The organism is Roseofilum sp. (genome assembly GCF_982964205.1).
In genome coordinates, this window is record NZ_CEZBFX010000044.1 from 16,165 (window position 1) to 36,877 (window position 20,713).

The window sequence follows — 20,713 nt, forward strand, 5'->3', positions numbered from 1 at the left end:
TACTCTAGGGTAAGCTACTGAATATACACCCAGGTGTAGAGCCATGGACTTCTCAGAGATTCAGCCGGTATCGCTCAACTCCCATCTTGGGCAACCAATTTCGATTAATAATGCTGCCGATCTCAGTCTGTGCTTTAACAGTATGGCTAATGTGGGCGATCGTGTCGAGATGTTCTTCTCCATTGCCGAAAACGACCCCGAAGCAGCCATCCCATACTTTATCACCCTGATTCGTAACTCAACTAAGGCTCCTATTAAAGCATTAGCCATTCAGAGTTTGGGTAAAGTGCCTCGAGCTTACAAGCAACTATTAGCCTCCTGTGCCTCTCAAGAAAGCCAAGATTTATTAAAGCTCCTATGTACGGAAGCTCAAAGTCGAAAAAGCGATCTCACTGCCTGGGCTGCCTTAGAAGCATTAAGGGAAATAGGATTTTCTCCAGATCATATAGAGCATCCAGAAGGAGGTAATTTATCTGAGCCTCCCAGACGACTTCAAAATGAAATTTTAGATCGAAAATTTGAAGAGATAACAAGAACTACGCAGTTCAGTACAAGAGGGCGACTTACTGCTGAATGTGAAAGATTATTAGAGTTTTGGTCTTACGGGCCGATATCAGAACTTTTCAACGGACAGATGAGCGATTACACTTACATTAGTGTTGTTCGAGGAGTCCTTCACCTTACTCAAATTCGAGGAGTCGAGCTAGGATTGGCTTCTAGTAACGCTACTGTTAGGGAAGAAGCGTTCGTGAAAACTGAGCAAATATTTCGCTCGTACTCTGATTCTGGAGATCGAGATTTCCAGAAAACCTTGGGCAATCAACTGAAGATGCGTTTCTTGAAAGAAAGCACCAGCAAAGATAGCGATCTTGAAAAGCTGACTCAGGCGATTTTGTTTGACGAACCCATGCCAATCAACGCTCAAACTTTAGATCTATCGAGAATGGTGATAACAGACATGGAAAATAGCATAGCTTTGCTTAAGGAGCGATGCTACGATCTATCCGCGATGTTTACATCAGGGATAGAAGTTTCAAGCAATCCTTCTTTGAATAGCTTTTTGAGAGCAAGAAAAGACGATCGCCTCAAAGAACCGAATTTGTAGATCGACAAACTGCAACAGCAAATTCAGTTAGTCAAGCAGGAACAAGATAAAATCGATCGTAATATATCCCTATTCAATGAAGTGCTTAATAATTTTCGTGAGGTGGATTGGCTTTCGGTTTTCCTGAATAAACTCAACTCTGCATATAGGCAGTTCTCAAATTTAGGTTCAATGCCCCAAAATTATCAAGACTTGCAGCAATTCTCAACCCAGTTAACTAACTTGAAAAACAATTTAGTTAATGATATGGCAGCACTGAGGCGAGACATACAAGGAGAAATCGATCGAGGAACTAATTATCTGAAAGCTCGGGAGAAGTTCAGTGGTTGGGGCTGGATTGTATCTGGATTAATTATTTTAATTATGGTAGCGTGGATATCAAATGCAGGCATTTATAGCTCCAATAGTTCTTCACGGTCATCGAGCAATCAAATACAGAGAGGGGCAGCATGGTACGAAACCGGTTATCCTAAACAACAGTGCGGCCATTCCTCAAGCAGTAATAATTGCTGGCATCCAGTTTTCATAACCTATACTAGCTCTAACTGGAATAAGATCGTTCGCAACTGTAGAGATGTTCCTAATGCTCAAAGCCAGTCTACCGCTAGAGAAAGAGGCAAAATTCAAATCGCGTCATTTAATAATTCTACTGATGCAGAGGGATTTGCCAAGTTTATGGATCGGTATTACTCAGGAGATTCTTGGATTGGAGAAACAAAATGCTACTAAGCCTCATGTAGTCAAAAAGATTAAGTTAGCTCTGGAATTTAGATAATGTCTCCTGTATACTTGTTTGCTTTTGGTTTAATCTTCGTTGGTTTCTTCAAATTTCTTATCGCATCCGGAGATAGGAACAAAAAAGAGCAAGAAATAGCAATGCTATCTCAAAAACTTGAGAAATTAGATCGTAATATATCTCTATTGAATGATAGATGGAAGCCATGAAGACAGAAAAGAAATTATGTTTTGAAGTTAACTTTAAAGGAAATTATGGTCAAAGCAATTTTACGGATAGAAAGTTAGGAAGCTATCAAATATTGTTTAATTCACTCCGACAAATTTGTAGTCACGTCGTCCTTTCCTGGAGATATGTGTATCTTCAATCAGTCGATCAATATCCTAAACTATATCTTCTCATCAATGTATTCTCTCAAGAGGATGAGCGAAAAGTAATTTCTGTCTTGACCAAAGGAAATGTTAGCCGCTTTTATGATTTTCAGCTCACAGATATTCGTAAACAGACTGATGCTATCAGTAGCATAAGGTCGATACGTGAAGTAATCAAAGATGCGGAATTAATTCATATACCTACATTTACTGGATACTTACCCTATTGTTTCGCCAGCCATTGGCAAGACAATGACTTTTCTTTGGTCGATTTCGTGAAAAGTGCAGGATATGAGGATTTGATTTTAGAGTTTTCTCTACAAACTCATCAACACGCAACTGAACAAACCTATTGGAAAGCAGCACTGGATGACTTAGTAGAGCGCCTTAGTAAAAACGAGAATCGCAAAAACCATGGAGTCAAACAAGCACTTGAAGTTTACAGACAATATCAAGAGATTTACTCGAGAGATTCAATCTTTACCTACAACATTAAAGCATTAGGAAAAAAATCTGAAGATACCTTTGCTATTTTACATACTTTACTAGAACTGACTACCGCAAACACTGCCAAACGCATCCCGCCCATTCTTACCTTTCAACCTGGTGATGCTCGATTCCAAGAGCATTTACAAGCTACGGAAAATGTTCAAGTTGTTCAGACTCTTGACTGGGAAGGTTGGCAAACTGAAAACGGTCAGCAACTGGAACAGAAACTAATCAAAGAAACCATTAAATCTGGTGGAATACTCAGCAGCTTAGATGATGGTTCCCTAAGTTTTCCCACGATTTCCTCCCGTTCCACCTTCTCTCAACCCCAACAACCCTCCCTCTCTTCCTCCAATAACGCCAACCCTAACCCCAATTCCAGCGATTTAGTCTTACGAAAAGATTCATCCCTGGCCAAAATCTTCCAACCCCAACTCCCCAAAGTCGAACACTTAAAACCCCTACAGCGACTCACCACCTACGAAGAAATCCAAGGCTTCTTGCAATTCTTCACTCCTCCCCCATCCACCATTTCCACCAACCCACTCACCCTATCCGCAGAAGAAATCTTTAACCAACACAAACGCCTGATTACCTCAGACATCTACATCATCGGACTCGATGACAACGGTAACCCCGTAACCTCCAGTTGGGCCGAAATTCCCCATCGCCTAATTGCAGGTTTACCCGGTTCCGGAAAAACCAACTTTATCAACTGGCTCATCTTCCAATTCTTATATGTCAACCCCAAGCGAAAAGTCTATATCGCTGACTTTGGTGGTGTTGATTTTCAATTTCTCAAGAGACTTCCCTTAGCGGTCGAAATTGTGGATACTCCTGAAGATTGCCACAAGTTGGTTCAAAACATTCATGAACAAGAATATGAACAACGTTTACAACTGATGCAGGAATATTATGTAGATAATGTCAAATTACTCCAAGAAGAAGGAGTAGACATAGACCGTACTCTCTGGGTAATCGATGAAGCTGCTGATATTGCAGACGAATCGAGTAAATTGAGAAACTCCATCGAGAAATACCTCAAACAATATGCGCGCAAAGGTCGAAAATATGGTATACAAGTCCTCTATTGCACCCAGCGACCCACCACTGAAGTCATTACCAAACAAGTTACCGACCAATGTGAAGAAAAAGTCGTATTTAGAGTTTCAGATGATGCCAGTCAACGCATTTTAAATAATACTATTGCTGGAGAGATTCCAAAAAACGCTCCTGGTCGAGCTTGGTTAGATGGTTCTGTGGGTAAAATGTTTGTCAACGTTCCCAAAATGGAAAAACCTCAAGGCACAAAAATCCCTATATCAAAGACCCTCTGGCACTATTTTGAATCTAAATAACTCACTTTCTTTTGAACTACAGGAGCAAATCTTATGAGCTTATCCGATAGTATAGATGAATTTCGCAGCATGATTAACCGACTGGTTGACCAACTTGAAGAAGTCAGCAGTGCATCACGTACTATTCCTTCAACAGAAGTCGATCAACTTAGCCAAAAATTAGCTGAATTAATGGAAAACTTAGAAGAAGCAGATGGTCAAATGCGAACCGCAACTGAATTATTAGACGAAATCAGAAGCACCTGGGGTTAAAATCATGCCTCTAGCAGAAGAAATTGTCACCTTTCAAAGGCGGATTCATCAATCTTTGAACGGTTTCTATGAGATTCAGAAACTATCTGAAGCATTAAAATCTTGTGAAATAGATGAACTCCGCGAACGATTCGCTGAAATCCAAGATTTGTGTGAAGGAGGATTATTTGATATTAAACAACTCATTGAACACCTGCATGAAATCAACCGTCAATGGGGTTCAAAATCTCTAGACAGCTTTAAGTCTGTATCCTCCATTGCAAAATCCCAAAAACCTCCTCTGTCTTCTCGAACTCAGACTTCTACCCGTAAAACGGTTGGGCAGAACTCAGATTCTCTATCATTCACCAAAGACCAACTAAAAGCAGGAATCTTCAATGAGACTTGTGTTAATGAGATAGAGCCTAATCTCAAAGGAATTTACCATATCTGGGAGTCTCCTGAAGTCCAATACGTCGGCAAATCAGACGACTGCATACGCGGGCGATTGGAAAAACATTTAAAGGGAGAAGGTAACCAGAGAATTGCCAAAGCGATTCGATCGGGCGTAGAATTAGTCTTTTCCTACTGGGAATCTCCCCATCCTACCTACGAAGAAGCGCTTGAGATCGCGAGACTTAAAAATGCCGGACTTTTAGATAATCAGAAGCGCGAAAGAAAACCCTTAATTATTCATTTAGATAATGATTGATGAGTAAACTAGAAAAACTAATTGAGCTATTTTTAAGAGATCCTCCAGAAGTGCGATTCAATCAAGTGCAATCTCTTTTGGAATCCTTTGGTTTTGAAGAAAAGCGTTCTAAAGGCAGTCACCATACATTTCGTAACCCAGATGGACTAAAAATCACAGTTCCAAAAACGGGTGGCAAAATGGTCAAACGAGTCTATGTCCAACAAATTGTCAAACTTCTCAATCTGGAAGAATGGAATGATGAAGATCGAGATTAAGCCACAAACGTTGCAAGATTATCTGAACATAAAGTATCCCATTACACTATACCCGGAAGCAGAGGGAGGGTATACGGTGGCGATCGCCGACTTACCCGGATGCATTTCCCAAGGAGATACCCTAGAAGAAGCGGTTGCCAATATCCAAGACGCTAAAACTGCCTGGATCGAAACCGCTTGGGAATGTGGCGATGAGATTCCTTTACCCAGTTAGATCAATGACACTAACCCATGAAAATCAAATACGATCGCCAAGTTGATATCCTACGCATCACCCTCAAAGAAGCAATGATTACCGAAAGCGACGAAGAAACACCCGGTACGATTCTAGACTTCGATGAGAATGGTAATGTGGTCGGGATCGAGATCCTGCAAGCCTCTCAGCACATTGACAACCCTGAAGGCATAGAATACAGCATCAGTCCATCCATGCTGATATTCTCCAAACTAACATGAGTCAGGCTCAAACTATCAATCCAAGCATTCCGTAAAAACCAATGACTGAATCCCTATTAGAACGTATTTCCATCGATCCTCACCTCTGTCATGGTAAACCCTGCATCCGAGGATTGCGCTATCCTGTGGAATTTTTGCTTGAACTGCTCAGTTCCGGTATGACTCATGAAGAAATCTTGACTGACTATGATGACTTAGAAGAAGAGGACATTTTAGCGGTACTCTTGTTTGCCGCTCGTCTGAGTCAAGTTAAAAGTATTTATCCGTTAGCATCATGAAATTTCTAGTTGATGCTCAATTACCAATGAGACTGGCACGATGGCTACAATCTGCTGGTTATGATACATTACACACTCGTGATTTACCTCAACAGAATTCAACTCCCGATTCAGACATCAACCAGCTTTCTGTTCAAGAGCAGAGAATTGTAATCACAAAAGATAGTGGTTTTGTTGACTCATTTTTACTTCGGCAACAACCTTATAAGCTCCTGATGATTACTACCGGAAATATTAAAAATACAGAACTTGAAGAACTGTTTTCTCAAAACTTGCCGCAAATTGTCACCTTGTTTCAAATGCATAGTTACCTTGAACTCAATTCCTCTGGAATTGTTGTGTATCAATAGTATGTCTTCGCGATCGCCATGAGTCCATCACACTATCTGAACTACTACTATCCCATTACACTATACCCACAAGCAGAGGGAGGGTATACGGTGGCGATCGCCGACTTACCTAGATGTATTTCCTTGGGAAATACCCTAGAAGAAGCCGTTGCCAATATCCAAGATGCTAAAGCTGCTTGGATCGAAACTGCTTGAATGTGGTGATGAGATTCCTTTACCCAGTTAGTGCGATCGCACTAACCCATGAATATCAAATCTAACTCCACACCCGACGCAAATCCAACACAAAACCGGGTAAGATTTCCTCACCAGATAGCTCAGTGGGATTAGACAAAATTTCTACTTCTAAACCCACTCGATAAACTTCTACCGTTCTATTTTTAGGGTTAATTAACCAACCTAACTTTGCTCCATTGTCCATATACTCCTGCATTTTCTCTTGCAGCGACTTCAGAGTATCCGAAGCAGAACGCAATTCCACCACAAAATCCGGACAAATATTGGCAAAGGTTCCCTTTTGTTCCTCCGTAAGTGCATCCCAACGCTCTTGACTTATCCAAGACGCATCCGGGGCGCGATTTGCACCATTGGGTAAGATGAAAGCAGTCGAAGAATCAAACACCTCTCCTGGTTCACCAGCATTCTCCCACCATATGTACAACTTTCCAGAAATTCTGCTATTCCGTTTGCCGCTTTCCCAACCTGTAGGTGGATTCACAATTAACTCTCCTTGTGCGGTTCTCTCCAGTTGTAAGTCTCGATTGCTGGCTGCTAGAGCTTCAAACTGTTCTTGGGTGACATAGAGCTTCAGGGTTCTGGGTAACTCCAGTGACAGGGTTTCGGGTTTGGTGGGTGTCTGTACCATGTTAACCTCTGCGATCGTAGAGATTGGCTGGTTAGATTTTAACCGATATCACCCCAAACTCGACGCAAATTCAACACAAAACCGGGTAAAACTTCCTCACCGGATAATTCAGTGGGATTGGACAAGATTTCTACTTCTAAACCGACTCGATAAACTTCCACGGTTCGATTTTTAGGATCGATTAACCAACCCAGCTTGGCTCCATTGTCCATATACTCCTGCATTTTCTCTTGCAGTGACTTCAGAGTATCCGAAGCAGACCGTAATTCAACCACAAAGTCCGGACAAATCTGAGGAAATGTACCTCTTTGTTCATCTGTCAGAGCATCCCAACGCTCTTGACTCACCCAACACGCATCTGGAGAACGATTAGCACCATTGGGTAAAATAAATCCCGTAGAAGATTCAAATGCTTCTCCCCGTTGATGATTTTCATACCACCGATCGAGTTGTCCGATGATACTGCGGTTCCGTTTTCCACTTTCCCAACCTGTAGGTGGATTCACAATTAATTCTCCTGTTGCCGTTCTTTCTAGTTGTAATTCTCGATTGCTGGCGGCTAGAAGTTCAAACTGTTCTTGAGTGACCGAGAGTTTTAGGGTTCTGGGTAACTCTAGTGACAGGGTTTCAGTTTCTGGTTTGGAGGGTGTTTGTACCATATCTCAATTAAAAATTAAACATGGGTATGGGTTGGGTTTCCTCTTCGATTTTAGGCGATCGCGCTCTCCCATTTTGTTCTATGGTGGTGCAACCCAACCGTTAAACGATAGGTTTCCCCATGGCTAGAGTATGATATATAAAATAGATACGGAAAGAAGCTAGACTCAATCGAAACCTATGGATACGCTAACGCTCAAACGCGAAGTAGACTTGTTGTGCGATCGCCTGGGTAAAACCCAGGACTATCTTTGAGCTACCCATCCTCAATGCTAAAATCCAAGACCTGGAACAACTTGCCTCTCAACCCAATTTCTGGGACGACCAAAACCAGGCTGGCCAAACGCTCCAAGAGCTAAACGACCTCAAATCTTCTCTTCAACAGTTTTCTAACTGGCAAGGCACATTAGAAGAAATGAGGGCCATCTTGGAGTTGTTAGAGTTAGAAGCCGATGAATCACTTCTCCAAGAGGCCCAATCTCATGTTTCCCATTTAAGCCAGGATCTCGATCAATGGGAACTGCAACAATTGCTATCGGGAACCTACGATAAAAGTGGAGCGGTTCTAACTATCAATGCAGGAGCAGGGGGAACCGATGCTCAGGACTGGGCAGACATGCTGCTGCGCATGTATAAGCGCTGGGGAAATGCCCAAGGGTATAAAGTCGAATTGACTGAGATTTCTGAAGGAGACGAAGCCGGTATTAAATCAGCTACCCTAGAAATCAATGGCCGGTATGCTTACGGTTATCTGAAAGCGGAAAAAGGAACCCATCGGTTAGTGAGGATCTCCCCCTTTAATGCCAATGGTAAACGACAAACTAGCTTTGCCGGAGTCGAAGTTATGCCGATTTTAAATGAAGAGGTACAGCTAGAGATCCCAGAAAAAGACCTGGAAATCACGACTTCTCGTGCGGGTGGTAAAGGGGGTCAAAATGTCAACAAGGTAGAAACGGCGGTTCGCATTACTCACCTCCCCACTCGGTTATCGGTGCGCTGTACTGAAGAGCGATCGCAACTTCAAAACAAAGAAAAAGCCCTCGCTCTCTTAAAATCTAAATTACTGGTGATTGCCCAAGAACAACGGGCCCAGGAAATAGCCGATATTCGTGGCGATATCGTCGAAGCGGCCTGGGGAAATCAGATCCGGAACTATGTTTTCCATCCCTATCAAATGGTCAAAGATCTACGTACCAATGTAGAAACAACTGCCATTACGGATGTGATGAACGGTGAAATTATGAGCTTTGTCGAAGCCTATTTGCGCCAAGAAAATCAGCTCATTGAAGTGACTTAACCTGCCTTAATCGGCGATCGGGAGACCCTTGAATCTTGATTGGGTATAATTACGGGAATAAATCTCGGATTTTTTGGATTGCTATTTCTAGAGTAAGCATAATTTTATTCTGGGTTGGTATTCCCAGTTTTTAAGTTTTTAATTGATCTAAGGATTAGTAGCATTCAAGATGACAAACATGCCACGAATACAGACAATCACAACCAGATTGCTCAAGGCCAAAATGCTGATTAAGCGTAAACTGCTGGCCAGAAACTTTAATCCTTTTTCTAATTCTGTCCCATAATGTTGACCGATCTGTTGCCAAGCAAGGTCTAGTTCTCCCGTTTCTTCCCCCGTACGCAGAAAGTCGATCGCCAATGGAGGGAATTTACCCTTGAAACTCTCACTTAAGGTTTGTCCTCGCCGCATTTGACGAGTTACCGTTGTTACCCGTTTTTTGATCGTTCGATTTGGGGTTTGTTGTTGAACCCATTCTAGGGCAGTCAGGATGGGCATTCCACAGCTTAAGAGTAAGCGCAATTGGGATAAATACCAGAGGCTATAGGCTTCCATCAAGGGACGTACCAAGGGCAGATAACTGCCCATTTGAAATAGGGGAGCGCCCAAATACTGAGGTAAGGAAAAGACCAGTATCCATAGGGCAAAGGCGATCGCCACACTCTGAAGCCAAAACATGGGATGCAGTAAGGCAGCTATATTAGAATTCAAAATCCCAGCCAGCAGAGTTAACAGACTCCAGAGAGCGAGTAAGCTACTACTACGAATAGATTGATAATAGGTTTTCCATTTCCCTTGGGATTGGGTAATTTCGGCTAAAATCAGGCAAGTTTCGGCTAAAGTTCCTTGGGTTTCGGCTAACCGGATCGCGGAGATAGTCCAAGGATCAAAATAGATCTGCCGTTTGCGATCGGCTGCCGCACGAACGGTGAGGGCAGACGCGAGATCCTGACCATTGCGTAGGGCGCGACTGGCTCCTTGCAGATAACATTGGAAATGGCGATCGCTCTCCCGTCCTGCTAAAGTTAACCCTTGTCTGAGACTAATCCCAGACTGGAGTAATTCAGCCAAAGTTGTAAAGAAGAGAACTTTTTCCTGGGTCTTCAATGCCATACTCCTAAAGCATCAGGGTTACCCACAAAACTAAGGGAAGAGTCACTAAAGACATCACCGTAGACACCACCACTGTGCGGGCAGCCCATGACGCATCCCCCCCAAATTGAGTCACCAACACCACCGTATTTACAGCAGTGGGCATCGCACTTTGCAAGATTAACACTTGCACATCTAGCACCTCTAGTCCTAAGCCTCGACCCACACTATACGCAATTGCTGGGGCCACTAGCAAACGAATGATTGCTGTAACGCCCTCATAGAGTCCTATTTTAAAAGTAGTAGTGCTTAATTGAATACCGAGAACAATTAAAGCAATGGGAATAGCAGCACTTCCTAAAAGGTCTAACCCATCATCAAGTCGTAAAGGAAGCTCAATAGAGAAAACGCGCAAAATCAACCCAGCGATCATAGCCCAAATGAGCGGTAATCTCACGATCAGACGCAAACTATCCCCTAATCCTCCTCCTTGCAACAACGCTGGTCCCGTAGAAAAAATGATTAAACTAGACACAATGAGGCAAACAATCGCCCGATCTAAACCCGCTTCTCCTAACGCAAATGTAGCAAATGGCAGGCCCATATTTCCAGTATTGGCAAACAGGGAAGTGGCGATAAAACTGGTTTCCATCCCAGATTTAAGCCGGAGAAGTTTACTCATGCCCAGGGAAACCCCATAAACCAATACACAAGTAATGAGATATCCGATAATTAGCCCCAGAGTACTATCTGTTGATAATCGGGCTTGATAGAGGCTACTAGAAATTAAAGCCGGAGTCAGAATATAGACCGCAAGTTGAGAAAGGGTTGAGCGTTCTAGCGTCAAAGTCCGACCGGCAATCATGCCAATGGAAATAATGAAAGTAACGGGGACTAAGGCAGATAAAATAACAGGCATTACTTACAGGGCTAGACAAAAAGTAAAAGGAGGAAATTATGGCTCAGAGTTTTATCAATGACAAGGGGATTACCCATCCAACCCAGGATAGCCTTAAATATTTCATCCGCCCTATTGTAGAGCATTTCTCGAAAACCAATGAGGTGTATGAGGGACTTTGGACTCCACCCCCGTTAACCTTCCCCACTAAAATTTATCCACAATTTTTTGGAAAATACGATCCGGAATCGAATGGTCTTGAAGATAGACTTTATCATATTTTTCTTCCAGTTTCTGCCAATCAATAGAATGATCTGATAAAACTTCGTTTTTAAACACCTCTAACGCTTTGCCAGACAAGCCTTTTTTTAAACACTGTTTCATCGCTAATCGACTTTCATCAATTTCCCCAATACACTCAAAGGGCGTATGTTCTTCTAATCCTATCATTTGCCTAAAAATGGGGAGTAAGTCTGGATCGTCGAATAAATTAACCCCAAAAACCCTATCTACAGCACCCGGATCAAACGTAGACATCAAGCCGAGCCAGACATAAGCACATTTAGGACATTTCTTGCACCAGGGTTTTTTGATATTACAAGAATGAATTTTAGGCAGAATCTCTGGATACTGACTCAGCTTCTTGAAAATCCGGAAATCATAGACCGGCTGTAAAATTCCGAAGTAAGTAAAATTCGATAACAGATGATTCTGAATAAACGTATTTAATGCTTGCTCTGCCTCAAAACCTTTCCCCCATTGATGATTAACTTCTTTTCCCAATTCCTCCCAGAATAAATTCCCGGTGTTAGCACTTCTTTCATGGGCCAAACTCAAGAATTTATAACCTTCATGAAGCATAAGAGGCAAGGATTCAAAAATGGAAACCGGAGTTTCGGGAGCAATAATGCCTGAATTTTTGGGGAAATATAAGGGAAACAAAGGGAAATCTAGGAAGTCATCGATAATTGAAATTTTATGAGTTTTAATAGGAGTCGTTTCTTTGACAACTTCAGTAATCAGATCGTGTTGTAGCTCGGCTTTGCCATAAACACTGTGGGAATATTGCATAGAGGAAAATGGAAGACCCGCGTCTTCCAGGATTTTCATCGCCACAACACTATCTTTTCCACCTCCACAACCCGTGAGAATTGTGGAATTATTGCCTAGTATTGTCCCTGAAGTTGATTCTCCTAATGGTTGTGAATAGATGATTTCCGGTTGCTGATAATCAGTGACCTGATTTTCATACCAATGTTGACCAAAAACGCCTTGATAGATTTTCACAAACAGTTCTAAGGCAGGTTGTGCTAAATATTGGGCGATCGGGGAAATGTCATAATATTTGGGAAATAATGAACATAATTTCATTCCTTCAAATAAGGCAACATAAGCCGCTATTCTGTTGGTAAGTTCTTCTGAATAGTGCTGTTTGAGTTTAGAAAATGAGACACTCTGGTAAAAAACTTTGGTGGAAAATTCAAATTCATCGGCACTATAGCGCACACTCAAATGGTGTTCATGAATGTTCAAATTCTCAATTTTAAGTGTTTCTATCTTCATGATCTACCATCCCCGTGCCCTTGGGTCTCCTCTAAATGGACTAATGATATCAACCGTAATCCATCCACCATAAACATCACCCTCTTGAGAGGTAACTTGCTCATTATTATTTGCATAGGGGTATTATTTTTGAAAATGAAAAATATCTACAGAGTGTGGTAAAACAACCTCACCACTATCAATCTTTTGCGAACTAGTCCCAAAGTAATCGAGAATTAATCTAAGCTGTAATGGCGAAAAACAGTCAATGTTAACACCTAGCATAAAATTAAGGAGATGTTTACCAACTTCAGAATGTGGTTCAAAACATTGAGTAATATTGACTAAAAACTGAAGTCTTTTTTCAACAAACGAAAGATTACGTTCATTGAAATATTTTTTCAGCTCTTCACTGTAACAAGGGAACTCTCCATATAGCCGATAATTAGCTTGGTAGTAAGGTTCATTCAGCAATTGTCTTTTAGCAGGAATGGCAATTATTGCCATTCCGCCTTCTGCTAGACATTCATAAACTTTGCAAATGACAGTTTCAATGTCTGAAAAGTAGAGCAGTGACTGAATTAATAGAACCAAGTCAAACTTTTGAGTCAAGACTAGATCTTCAAATTTACTTTGATGTATATCAAAAGAGAGCTTTGCAGGCTCAGATGTATAAATCACCTGGCATTCTTTTTGGATTAAGCTACAGGCTGTTTCGTTAGGGTCAACACCAACAAAATGAATTTTGTTTTCTGAAATAAGACTTTTCAAGAGAAGCTTTTCAAATAATCCCTGTCCACAACCTATGCTAAGGATTTCGTGAGTTGGTTGTTGAGATTTGTTTTGTTCAAAAATATTCAGGATCTCTTCCAGGATTATTAGTTCTTCGTTGTGGTGATTGCGATAAGCAATTTGTCCCTCAATATATTGTTGTTCATTAAGTTTTAGAAGCTTTAAGCTTTGATCTGAGAAGAGAGAAAAAACTGCTGACTTTTGCAGGCTCTTTAAAGTGCCTACTGGTTCAGAATCAAAATCCATTAAACTATTCATCATGAGAAAATTTATTATATGTTTACATCTTCTAAATTTTGAGCAATCCTAAAACCAGCATGTTGATAAAAAGTCTTGCGGAACCAGTTGCGGCAAGAAGGGGAGGCATAAGCACCTGTACTTGCCCAAGATCCGCCTAGCATAATTTTATGATCGCTATCAAAAAATGGGGCAGAATAATCTTCATATAAGGGATGCGGTTCAAATCCTGGTAAAGGATTAAATTCGTCACTGAGCCATTCCCAAACATTACCGCGAAGGTCATCAAGTCCAGAGGATGCTTCAGAGTTTTTTAAGCTTCCTACGGGAGAAGGAGAACCAAATTTTACATTTAGGTTAAAGTCACGATCGCGCTGAGAACCTCTTGCTGCAAGGTTCCATTCTGCTTCACTCATTAAGCGGGTTCCTTCACCTTTCCAGCGACAATAAGCCATCGCTTCATAATGATTGACTTCAACGGGCCAATCTAGGGGTAAGTCTATATTCTCAAAGAGGGTGCGATATTGATAACTGCTATTTTGAGCGATCCAGAATTTGGGATGCTTGATGTTATTCTCTTGCTTCCAATTCCAAGATTCATTGTCCCAAAACTCTGGGTTTTTATAGCCATCATCTTGGATAAATTGCCAGAATTCTTCATTGGTAATCAGATGCTGACTGGCTAGAAAAGGTTGGACTTCTACGGTTCGAGTTCCATATTCGCTATCCCAACCGTAGGTATTGGACATTTGAGGTTTTCCTAGATTAACAACTCCCCCAGAAACGGCAATCATTTTATTTTCAGGAAGGGTTTGATTGGAAGGTGCATATTGCCAGATTTTAGGACATTTCAAGTGGTCAACCGAGAATTGTCTGAGCAACATGGAAGAGGTTTCAAAATGAATCCGGTTATGCTCCATTCCCATGATTAAAGCCCAAAGGGGATGGTTTTGAGTAATGGGAAGATTTAGGGGACAGGTTTTCAGGACTTCGGTAATGGTTTCTTTGGCTTTCTCGCGATAGTCCCAAACTTGTTCGACTTGCGGCCAATTGATGGTTTTGATCGCTTCTTCTAGCTCTTCTGGACTACTGGGATCGACTCCTATTTCAAAGAGGATTTCATAGTCTGGGTTAATGCGCTGGTCTAATAATTCTACCCGAATGAGTTTGTTGATGTAGAACACGGGAGAGTGTCCGAGGTAGAAAATAATGGGATTTCTGAGGGGATCGGGATTGAGGTAAAAGCTCTCCTCATGGACTAAGCTTTTCATGAGAATTTCTTCTAATTCCCAGGAATTTTCAAAATAGTCCAGGAGGGTTTTGCGATCGCACTTATCCAGTTCTGGAGTTGGTAGTGACAGGAGTGTCTTCATGATTTTTTATACTTTTCGAGAGAGAATTAATCCAAACCAGTCGTTGGGATCGCTCCAAGCAGCAACCGGTTTTAGACCTTTTCCTGCGAGTTCTACTTGAACTTCCTGTGGATTGAATTTACGTGATATTTCTGTTCTGATTGTTTCTCCAGATACAAACCCAACTTGGAGATCGAGAGCTTGTAAATCAACGGTATGAGGGTTTAAGCAGCGCAAATGCATCTCAATTTGGTTGAGTTCCTGATTATAAAAGGCCCAATGTTCAAAATTTTGTCGTTTAAAATTGCCCCCAAAACGCTGGTTGAGATGCTCTAGCATGTTGAGATTAAATTCAGCAGTAACGCCTTGAGCATCATTGTACGCGGCTTCGATAATCTCTTTGGGCTTTTGTAAGTCTACACCGAGGAGGAAATATTCGCCCATGTGTAGAGCGTCTAGAATATGGTCGAAGAAGCGATCGCACTCTTGAGCATTCAAATTGCCCAAGGTACTCCCCAAGAAGAATACCATCCGAGAGGGTGCAGGGGTTCGTTCTAGTTCTACTAAGGCTTGTTCGTAGGTTCCCACCAATCCTTGAATCTTTAGACTAGGATACTCTTTAAGCAACTGTTGGGCACTTTCAGTCAGAATGCTACCACTGACATCAATGGGAATATAGTGTAGGGAATTGGTCAAACCTTGATACGCATCTAACAAGCGACGGGTTTTAGTGGAACTTCCACTTCCTAACTCTACCAATTCACAAGCACCTGTCATCCGAGCAATTTCATCAGCATATTGTTTGAGGATAGAATCTTCTGTACGAGTTGGATAATATTCGGGGAGCTGGCAAATTTGCTCGAACAACTGAGAGCCATACTCATCATAGAAATACTTAGGGGGTAAAGTCTTCCGATCTTGATTTAATCCCTGGATGACATCTTGTCTGTCTGCTGTAGATGCTGACTGGTTAGGATTGCTTAAATGTTTAAGCTGTAAACGCTCTTGAGTTGCGGGCAAAATAGCCACGATAAATGCTCCCTTAGTTGATGATCCTGACTCTCTCTATCTAGGGTATCAGGTTTTAGCTCACTCCAGAAAGAAAAATCTAGCGATCGCGTCAGCGATGCCCAGCCTTATCGCCAATTAACTCCCCGTTTCCTGCCACGACTTTACCGATCTCAAAGGCTTGAATCCCTTGCGAATCAAAGGTATTGAAGGCAAACTCTGCTTGTTCGGGATCGATCAACACCACAAATCCAATTCCCATATTAAACGTATTAAACATTTCTTCCTGCACCACCGATCCAGCTTCAGCTAACCATTGGAAAATGGGCGGAATTTCCCAGGCACTCCAATTGATAGAAATGGATTGATTTTGACCTAAACAACGAGGTAGATTTTCGGGTAAACCTCCACCGGTAATATGGGCCATTCCATGGATATCTAAACCTTCAGCCAGGGCAGTTAAAATCGGTTTAACATAAATTTTTGTCGGGGTTAATAATAGCTCACCCAACGATTTATCTAATCCCTTCGGGATCGCATCCCAACTTAAGCCTTGAGTTTCCACAATGGAGCGAACCAAACTAAATCCATTACTATGAACACCCTGACTCGCTAAGGCGATCGCCACATCCCCTAAACGCACTTTCGAGCCATCTAATAGATTCTTCTTTTCCACAATTCCCACAGAAAAGCCCGCTAAATCATACTCTCCCATCGAGTAAAATCCTGGCATTTCCGCCGTTTCGCCTCCGAGCAGGGCACATCCGGCATCCTTACATCCTTGGGCAACACCAAACACGACTTGTTCTAACTGTTCTGGATTTAACTGTCCGGTAGCGAGATAATCCAGAAAAAACAGAGGTTCAGCACCAGAAGTGAGCACATCATTAACACACATGGCGACTAGATCGATGCCAATCGTATCGTGGCGATCGCACGCTTGGGCAATTTTGAGCTTAGTTCCTACCCCATCAGTTCCCGAAACTAACACCGGTTCTGAATATCCTCCCGGTAACTGAAAATAGCCCCCAAATCCACCCAGTCCCCCCAAAACTTCAGGGCGATAGGTACTTTTAACCCAACGACGAATCTGGCCCACAAACGCCCGACCCGCCTCAATATTTACTCCTGACTCCTGATAATCCATGGTTTCTACTCCCTATTTACCTGTAAGTTGAGGCATATATCAAATATTCTTATCTATCGTGGGATCGCAGGGTGTACCTTAGTCTGGGCAATCCATACAGCGTACTTTTACTTAGTTTTTTGGGGATCGCGGCCTTCCCCAATCCCAAAAAATTGTGATAGCCTATCGCTGTTCAATCTAAAAACCAAATTCATAACGATTTCGATTTTTAGACTAAGAAACTTAAAACCCTCCACAACTGAAGGTTATTCTACCCTCTGTTGGAGTGGGAAAAGTAGGGCTAAGTCAATCTGATAACAACCGTAAATTCAGATGGCATATCAGAGTTCAGACTCTGCCTCTTTTGTCCTAATCACCTAAGACTTTATGAACCAACATCTTTGGAAAAGCTTAACCGTTTCTGCTCTCCTCTTGACCCTAGGCTCGGGGACTTCTAGTCATGCAGAACCCAACGATCGGCTTGCTAATCGTATGGCTCCTGAGTCGGAGGAGATCGCCCAACAAAAACAAGAAGAACAAAATCTGACCGCTTCGGAACTCCCAGAGGTGGAGACTTCCAATACCCCTGAAACCGGCGAAAGTCAGAGCATTGCTCAGAACCCAGACCCGGAGATTATCAGCGCTACACAGACTCAGCCAACTTCTGTTACCAAGATTTATCCCCATACCCTCAATGGACAGGCAGCCGCTACCTTATATGTTCAAAATATTCCTGTCCTCACCTTTCTGGGGGAACCCATTACTCAAGAAATAACCCAGGAAACTGCGGCCCCCTTATCAACCACCCCAGTTTCCATGGTCAATTTATCGGATACTGAACCGGTTCAAGACGCAGAGCAAGTCGCCGAAAAACTATCCGAATGGGTAAGAACAGTAGAAGATGCCCAAGAAATCGCTCTTAAATGGGATGAAGACTTAGAAACCTATCTCATTCAAGCCCAAGAGCAAACCCTAGTGACCATGGGCCAAGATGTAATTTTACCCGATACAACCAATGACTCTACCCAAGATGCGGTTCAAGCCACTAACCGGCTACGCCGCCTTCTCGGGAATGCCCCTCCCATTGAAGAAGTCTATGGTAAACCAGTCATGGCTCCTGCTAAAGAACCCCACAATACCCTGTCTTCCGAGAGGCAATTAGTTGCGGTTCAAGCCATTAGTGGTTGGGCTTCTTGGTATGGGCCCGGCTTCCATGGTAATTTAACCGCTAATGGGGAAATTTATAACCAATATGGGTTAACGGCTGCCCATCGGAATTTACCCTTTGGTACAATGGTACGTGTCACCAACATAGATAATGGTCGTTCCCTAATTGTACGCATTAATGACCGTGGCCCCTATGTTCGGAACCGCATTATTGACCTGTCTAAAGGAGCAGCCCAAGAACTGGGATTAATCAGTATGGGGGTTGCCCCAGTACGGGTGGAAATCCTGGAAAGATAGTAGACTTCTTGCAGGAATGAGGCAATAGGCATGAATAGCAATAATCATTAAGAATATAGGATTATTGCATTTCTATTCATTGTCTGCTCACTTATGCAAGAGGCCGAGTTGTGATCAATTCTCCTTCTGGTAAACCTAACCTGGTACACCATTCATAACGAGTCGACTGTGCATCTGTACAAAACGATTGCTGCTCTTCAAACCTATTTACGGCAGCAGTCTCCCTCTGTGATTTTTGCTCTTGTCCCCACCATGGGATCGCTTCATGGGGGGCATTTGCGTTTAATTGAGTTAGCGCGACAAGAAAGCGATCGCGTAATAGTCAGCATTTTTGTTAATCCACTTCAATTTGGGCCGAATGAAGATTTAGCGACCTATCCTCGCAATTTAGAGCACGACTACGAACTGTGTCGCCAAGCTGGGGCAGATGTGGTTTTTGCACCTACTCCAGAGGCAATGGGGATTGTCGGCGATTCGATCGCCCAAACTCTTGTTATTCCTCCAAAATCGATGACTTCGATTCTTTGTGGCCAAACTCGTGTGGGCCATTTTCAGGGAGTGGCAACTATCGTCACGAAGTTATTTAATGTAGTTCGTCCCCATCGAGCCTATTTTGGCCAAAAAGATGCTCAACAACTGGCGATTATTCGCCAGTTAGTGCGAGATCTAAATCTGGGAGTTGAGATTATCGGTTGTCCAACAGTACGGGAAGCCTCGGGATTAGCCATGAGTTCTCGCAATCAGTATTTAAGCGATCGCGATCGCGAAGAAGCCTTAGTCTTATATCAGGGACTCAAGAGCGCAGAAACGGCGTTTAAAAACGGCGATCGCACCCGCGAAGGGTTAATCGGTGCATTTGAGGCGATCGCCAAAACCATGCCGAATGTACAGATCGAATATGCAGATTTAGTCGATCCTCAGACCCTAGAACCTTTACAGACGATCCTTTTTGAGGGATTATTAAGTGTTGCAGCTAAAGTGGGTTCTACTCGTTTGATTGATAATATTATCTTGTGCGACCGCCGCCCCATCATTGCTATCGATGGCCCAGCAGGAGCCGGAAAATCAACTATTGCTCGCCAAGTGGCCGAACAACTCGGCCTGTTATATCTAGATACGGGAGCCATGTACCGAGCCGTGACTTGGTTAGTGCAACAAGCAGGAATTGCCTTAACTGACGAACCCGCTATTGTGGAATTAGTCAGTGAATGTGAGATTCGCTTTGAGTATTCCCCGGATTGGTCAGACAATAGGGATCAACGGCCATTCGTCCCGACATCATCGCAAGATTTTTATCCTGGAAGAGCAGGAGGCAGTAGCCGAGTTGCTTATCTCGAAAAAGGCACCCGTGGCCCCTGCCAAGTCTTTATTAATAATCAGAATGTTACCGAAGTGATTCGGTCTTTAGAAGTAACCGCTCAAGTTTCGGCGATCGCCAGTTTAGGAGCTGTGCGCCAGAAGCTGGTTGAGCAACAACAGTTATGGGGAAAACGAGGCGGACTCGTGGCCGAAGGACGGGATATCGGAACCCACGTTTTTCCTGAGGCTGACCTGAAAATTTTCCTCACCGCCTCGGTTGAAGAACGGGCGAAAAGACGACAGCGGGATTACTTAGCTCAATCCTCCCACTCATTGCCAACCCTTCCCAGCACGGAACAATTGGAGCAAGACATCCGTAAGCGAGATTATACCGACAGTCACCGAGAAATTGCTCCCTTACAGAAAAGTCCACAGGCGATCGAAATTCTCACAGATAACCTGAGTATCGACGAAGTGACCCATAAAATTATTGCTCTCTATGAGTCTACCGTGTTGAGCCTTAATTAAGGCCTAATTCAGCAATTCTTCCCAAATTCAGCTACCCAGATCACACGGTGTAGAGTACCAAGATCACGTATCCACTCCAAGGATCGATGCATAGTGGGAGAGTAGAGGCCGGTTTACCCATATTTTCGTTTTCCACCGAAATTTTCGTGAACCCACCCCTTGTATCTTAAGAGAGTAGGAGATCGGGCCAAGTCAGCGCTTGGCTTCAAGGTT

General features: G+C 42.8%; 23 protein-coding genes. 14 read left to right on the forward strand and 9 right to left on the reverse strand.

From position 1 onward, the window contains the following. The first annotated feature begins 43 nt into the window (after nucleotides 1–43). The 11 genes from AC3A14_RS12705 to AC3A14_RS12755 all read left to right on the forward strand — a co-directional run bounded on the left by AC3A14_RS12705 (nucleotide 44) and on the right by AC3A14_RS12755 (nucleotide 6,538). A complete protein-coding gene (locus tag AC3A14_RS12705; RefSeq protein ID WP_318732580.1) occupies nucleotides 44–1,105 on the forward strand; it encodes a hypothetical protein in 1,062 nt (353 codons plus the stop codon). A 171-nt stretch (nucleotides 1,106–1,276) separates the two neighbouring features. Next, nucleotides 1,277–1,834 (forward strand): hypothetical protein, encoded by a 558-nt coding sequence (locus tag AC3A14_RS12710; RefSeq protein WP_318732579.1) that lies wholly within the window; start codon nucleotides 1,277–1,279, stop codon nucleotides 1,832–1,834. 212 nt (nucleotides 1,835–2,046) lie between these two features. Then, the gene (locus AC3A14_RS12715) at nucleotides 2,047–4,059 is read left to right on the forward strand and encodes an FtsK/SpoIIIE domain-containing protein (RefSeq protein WP_318700928.1); all 2,013 of its coding nucleotides are present in this window, start codon (nucleotides 2,047–2,049) and stop codon (nucleotides 4,057–4,059) included. A 33-nt stretch (nucleotides 4,060–4,092) separates the two neighbouring features. After that, nucleotides 4,093–4,311: a hypothetical protein gene (locus tag AC3A14_RS12720; RefSeq protein WP_318700927.1), complete on the forward strand. Its 219-nt coding sequence runs from the start codon at nucleotides 4,093–4,095 to the stop codon at nucleotides 4,309–4,311. A 4-nt stretch (nucleotides 4,312–4,315) separates the two neighbouring features. Continuing rightward, nucleotides 4,316–5,002, forward strand: a complete 687-nt coding sequence (locus AC3A14_RS12725) for a hypothetical protein (RefSeq protein WP_318700926.1) — start codon at nucleotides 4,316–4,318, stop codon at nucleotides 5,000–5,002. After that, entirely contained in the window at nucleotides 5,002–5,259 is a 258-nt protein-coding gene (locus AC3A14_RS12730; protein WP_318700925.1) for a type II toxin-antitoxin system HicA family toxin, read from the forward strand. Before AC3A14_RS12725 ends, AC3A14_RS12730 begins: the two co-directional genes overlap by 1 nt. After that, entirely contained in the window at nucleotides 5,240–5,473 is a 234-nt protein-coding gene (locus tag AC3A14_RS12735; protein WP_318700924.1) for a type II toxin-antitoxin system HicB family antitoxin, read from the forward strand. The genes AC3A14_RS12730 and AC3A14_RS12735 overlap by 20 nt, the downstream gene beginning before the upstream one ends. 17 nt (nucleotides 5,474–5,490) lie before the next feature. Then, a complete protein-coding gene (locus AC3A14_RS12740; RefSeq protein ID WP_318700923.1) occupies nucleotides 5,491–5,715 on the forward strand; it encodes a DUF2283 domain-containing protein in 225 nt (74 codons plus the stop codon). A gap of 41 nt (nucleotides 5,716–5,756) precedes the next feature. Next, nucleotides 5,757–5,993, forward strand: a complete 237-nt coding sequence (locus AC3A14_RS12745; RefSeq protein WP_318700922.1) for a DUF433 domain-containing protein — start codon at nucleotides 5,757–5,759, stop codon at nucleotides 5,991–5,993. Beyond that, nucleotides 5,990–6,343: a DUF5615 family PIN-like protein gene (locus AC3A14_RS12750; RefSeq protein ID WP_318700921.1), complete on the forward strand. Its 354-nt coding sequence runs from the start codon at nucleotides 5,990–5,992 to the stop codon at nucleotides 6,341–6,343. The genes AC3A14_RS12745 and AC3A14_RS12750 overlap by 4 nt, the downstream gene beginning before the upstream one ends. 18 nt (nucleotides 6,344–6,361) lie before the next feature. Further along, a complete protein-coding gene (locus AC3A14_RS12755; RefSeq protein ID WP_318700920.1) occupies nucleotides 6,362–6,538 on the forward strand; it encodes a type II toxin-antitoxin system HicB family antitoxin in 177 nt (58 codons plus the stop codon). 61 nt (nucleotides 6,539–6,599) lie between these two features. Here the strand turns inward: AC3A14_RS12755 and AC3A14_RS12760 are convergent, their stop codons facing one another. Next, nucleotides 6,600–7,208: a Uma2 family endonuclease gene (locus AC3A14_RS12760; RefSeq protein WP_318700919.1), complete on the reverse strand. Its 609-nt coding sequence runs from the start codon at nucleotides 7,206–7,208 to the stop codon at nucleotides 6,600–6,602. 38 nt (nucleotides 7,209–7,246) lie between these two features. Next, entirely contained in the window at nucleotides 7,247–7,867 is a 621-nt protein-coding gene (locus AC3A14_RS12765; RefSeq protein WP_318700918.1) for a Uma2 family endonuclease, read from the reverse strand. Between the two features lie 178 nt (nucleotides 7,868–8,045). Between AC3A14_RS12765 and prfB the strand changes: the two genes are divergently transcribed. Further along, nucleotides 8,046–9,162 (forward strand): peptide chain release factor 2 gene (prfB, locus tag AC3A14_RS12770; RefSeq protein ID WP_413038997.1). Its coding sequence is split into 2 segments (ribosomal slippage): nucleotides 8,046–8,117 and nucleotides 8,119–9,162, totalling 1,116 coding nucleotides; the frame shifts between segments, so codons are not numbered across the junction. A 147-nt stretch (nucleotides 9,163–9,309) separates the two neighbouring features. Here prfB and AC3A14_RS12775 read toward each other — a convergent pair. The 7 genes from AC3A14_RS12775 to purM all read right to left on the reverse strand — a co-directional run bounded on the left by AC3A14_RS12775 (nucleotide 9,310) and on the right by purM (nucleotide 17,230). Continuing rightward, nucleotides 9,310–10,275, reverse strand: a complete 966-nt coding sequence (locus tag AC3A14_RS12775) for a type II secretion system F family protein (RefSeq protein WP_318732577.1) — start codon at nucleotides 10,273–10,275, stop codon at nucleotides 9,310–9,312. A 4-nt stretch (nucleotides 10,276–10,279) separates the two neighbouring features. Then, the gene (locus AC3A14_RS12780; protein WP_318700914.1) at nucleotides 10,280–11,173 is read right to left on the reverse strand and encodes an AEC family transporter; all 894 of its coding nucleotides are present in this window, start codon (nucleotides 11,171–11,173) and stop codon (nucleotides 10,280–10,282) included. A gap of 186 nt (nucleotides 11,174–11,359) precedes the next feature. Then, nucleotides 11,360–12,715, reverse strand: a complete 1,356-nt coding sequence (locus AC3A14_RS12785) for a MurL C-terminal domain-containing protein (protein WP_318732575.1) — start codon at nucleotides 12,713–12,715, stop codon at nucleotides 11,360–11,362. A gap of 123 nt (nucleotides 12,716–12,838) precedes the next feature. Next, a complete protein-coding gene (locus AC3A14_RS12790; RefSeq protein ID WP_318700911.1) occupies nucleotides 12,839–13,747 on the reverse strand; it encodes a class I SAM-dependent methyltransferase in 909 nt (302 codons plus the stop codon). An 11-nt stretch (nucleotides 13,748–13,758) separates the two neighbouring features. Beyond that, on the reverse strand, nucleotides 13,759–15,096 hold the full coding sequence (gene ovoA, locus AC3A14_RS12795) for a 5-histidylcysteine sulfoxide synthase (protein WP_318732573.1): 1,338 nt from the start codon (nucleotides 15,094–15,096) through the stop codon (nucleotides 13,759–13,761). 6 nt (nucleotides 15,097–15,102) lie between these two features. Beyond that, a complete protein-coding gene (gene egtD, locus AC3A14_RS12800) occupies nucleotides 15,103–16,104 on the reverse strand; it encodes an L-histidine N(alpha)-methyltransferase (protein ID WP_318732571.1) in 1,002 nt (333 codons plus the stop codon). 91 nt (nucleotides 16,105–16,195) lie between these two features. Then, nucleotides 16,196–17,230, reverse strand: a complete 1,035-nt coding sequence (gene purM, locus AC3A14_RS12805) for a phosphoribosylformylglycinamidine cyclo-ligase (protein WP_318732570.1) — start codon at nucleotides 17,228–17,230, stop codon at nucleotides 16,196–16,198. A 366-nt stretch (nucleotides 17,231–17,596) separates the two neighbouring features. Between purM and AC3A14_RS12810 the strand changes: the two genes are divergently transcribed. Continuing rightward, a complete protein-coding gene (locus tag AC3A14_RS12810; RefSeq protein WP_318732568.1) occupies nucleotides 17,597–18,673 on the forward strand; it encodes a septal ring lytic transglycosylase RlpA family protein in 1,077 nt (358 codons plus the stop codon). Between the two features lie 168 nt (nucleotides 18,674–18,841). Continuing rightward, nucleotides 18,842–20,500: a pantoate--beta-alanine ligase gene (gene panC / locus AC3A14_RS12815; RefSeq protein ID WP_318732566.1), complete on the forward strand. Its 1,659-nt coding sequence runs from the start codon at nucleotides 18,842–18,844 to the stop codon at nucleotides 20,498–20,500. Nucleotides 20,501–20,713: the final 213 nt, after the last annotated feature.

What these genes read in the sequence shown, in the direction of transcription:
- AC3A14_RS12705 (WP_318732580.1), top strand. Translation starts at nt 44, where the DNA reads ATGGACTTCTCAGAGATTCAGCCGGTATCGCTCAACTCCCATCTTGGG.
- AC3A14_RS12710 (WP_318732579.1), top strand. Translation starts at nt 1,277, where the DNA reads ATGCCCCAAAATTATCAAGACTTGCAGCAATTCTCAACCCAGTTAACT.
- AC3A14_RS12715 (WP_318700928.1), top strand. Translation starts at nt 2,047, where the DNA reads ATGAAGACAGAAAAGAAATTATGTTTTGAAGTTAACTTTAAAGGAAAT.
- AC3A14_RS12720 (WP_318700927.1), top strand. Translation starts at nt 4,093, where the DNA reads ATGAGCTTATCCGATAGTATAGATGAATTTCGCAGCATGATTAACCGA.
- AC3A14_RS12725 (WP_318700926.1), top strand. Translation starts at nt 4,316, where the DNA reads ATGCCTCTAGCAGAAGAAATTGTCACCTTTCAAAGGCGGATTCATCAA.
- AC3A14_RS12730 (WP_318700925.1), top strand. Translation starts at nt 5,002, where the DNA reads ATGAGTAAACTAGAAAAACTAATTGAGCTATTTTTAAGAGATCCTCCA.
- AC3A14_RS12735 (WP_318700924.1), top strand. Translation starts at nt 5,240, where the DNA reads ATGATGAAGATCGAGATTAAGCCACAAACGTTGCAAGATTATCTGAAC.
- AC3A14_RS12740 (WP_318700923.1), top strand. Translation starts at nt 5,491, where the DNA reads ATGAAAATCAAATACGATCGCCAAGTTGATATCCTACGCATCACCCTC.
- AC3A14_RS12745 (WP_318700922.1), top strand. Translation starts at nt 5,757, where the DNA reads ATGACTGAATCCCTATTAGAACGTATTTCCATCGATCCTCACCTCTGT.
- AC3A14_RS12750 (WP_318700921.1), top strand. Translation starts at nt 5,990, where the DNA reads ATGAAATTTCTAGTTGATGCTCAATTACCAATGAGACTGGCACGATGG.
- AC3A14_RS12755 (WP_318700920.1), top strand. Translation starts at nt 6,362, where the DNA reads ATGAGTCCATCACACTATCTGAACTACTACTATCCCATTACACTATAC.
- AC3A14_RS12760 (WP_318700919.1), bottom strand. Translation starts at nt 7,208, where the DNA reads ATGGTACAGACACCCACCAAACCCGAAACCCTGTCACTGGAGTTACCC.
- AC3A14_RS12765 (WP_318700918.1), bottom strand. Translation starts at nt 7,867, where the DNA reads ATGGTACAAACACCCTCCAAACCAGAAACTGAAACCCTGTCACTAGAG.
- AC3A14_RS12775 (WP_318732577.1), bottom strand. Translation starts at nt 10,275, where the DNA reads ATGGCATTGAAGACCCAGGAAAAAGTTCTCTTCTTTACAACTTTGGCT.
- AC3A14_RS12780 (WP_318700914.1), bottom strand. Translation starts at nt 11,173, where the DNA reads ATGCCTGTTATTTTATCTGCCTTAGTCCCCGTTACTTTCATTATTTCC.
- AC3A14_RS12785 (WP_318732575.1), bottom strand. Translation starts at nt 12,715, where the DNA reads ATGAAGATAGAAACACTTAAAATTGAGAATTTGAACATTCATGAACAC.
- AC3A14_RS12790 (WP_318700911.1), bottom strand. Translation starts at nt 13,747, where the DNA reads ATGATGAATAGTTTAATGGATTTTGATTCTGAACCAGTAGGCACTTTA.
- ovoA (WP_318732573.1), bottom strand. Translation starts at nt 15,096, where the DNA reads ATGAAGACACTCCTGTCACTACCAACTCCAGAACTGGATAAGTGCGAT.
- purM (WP_318732570.1), bottom strand. Translation starts at nt 17,230, where the DNA reads ATGGATTATCAGGAGTCAGGAGTAAATATTGAGGCGGGTCGGGCGTTT.
- AC3A14_RS12810 (WP_318732568.1), top strand. Translation starts at nt 17,597, where the DNA reads ATGAACCAACATCTTTGGAAAAGCTTAACCGTTTCTGCTCTCCTCTTG.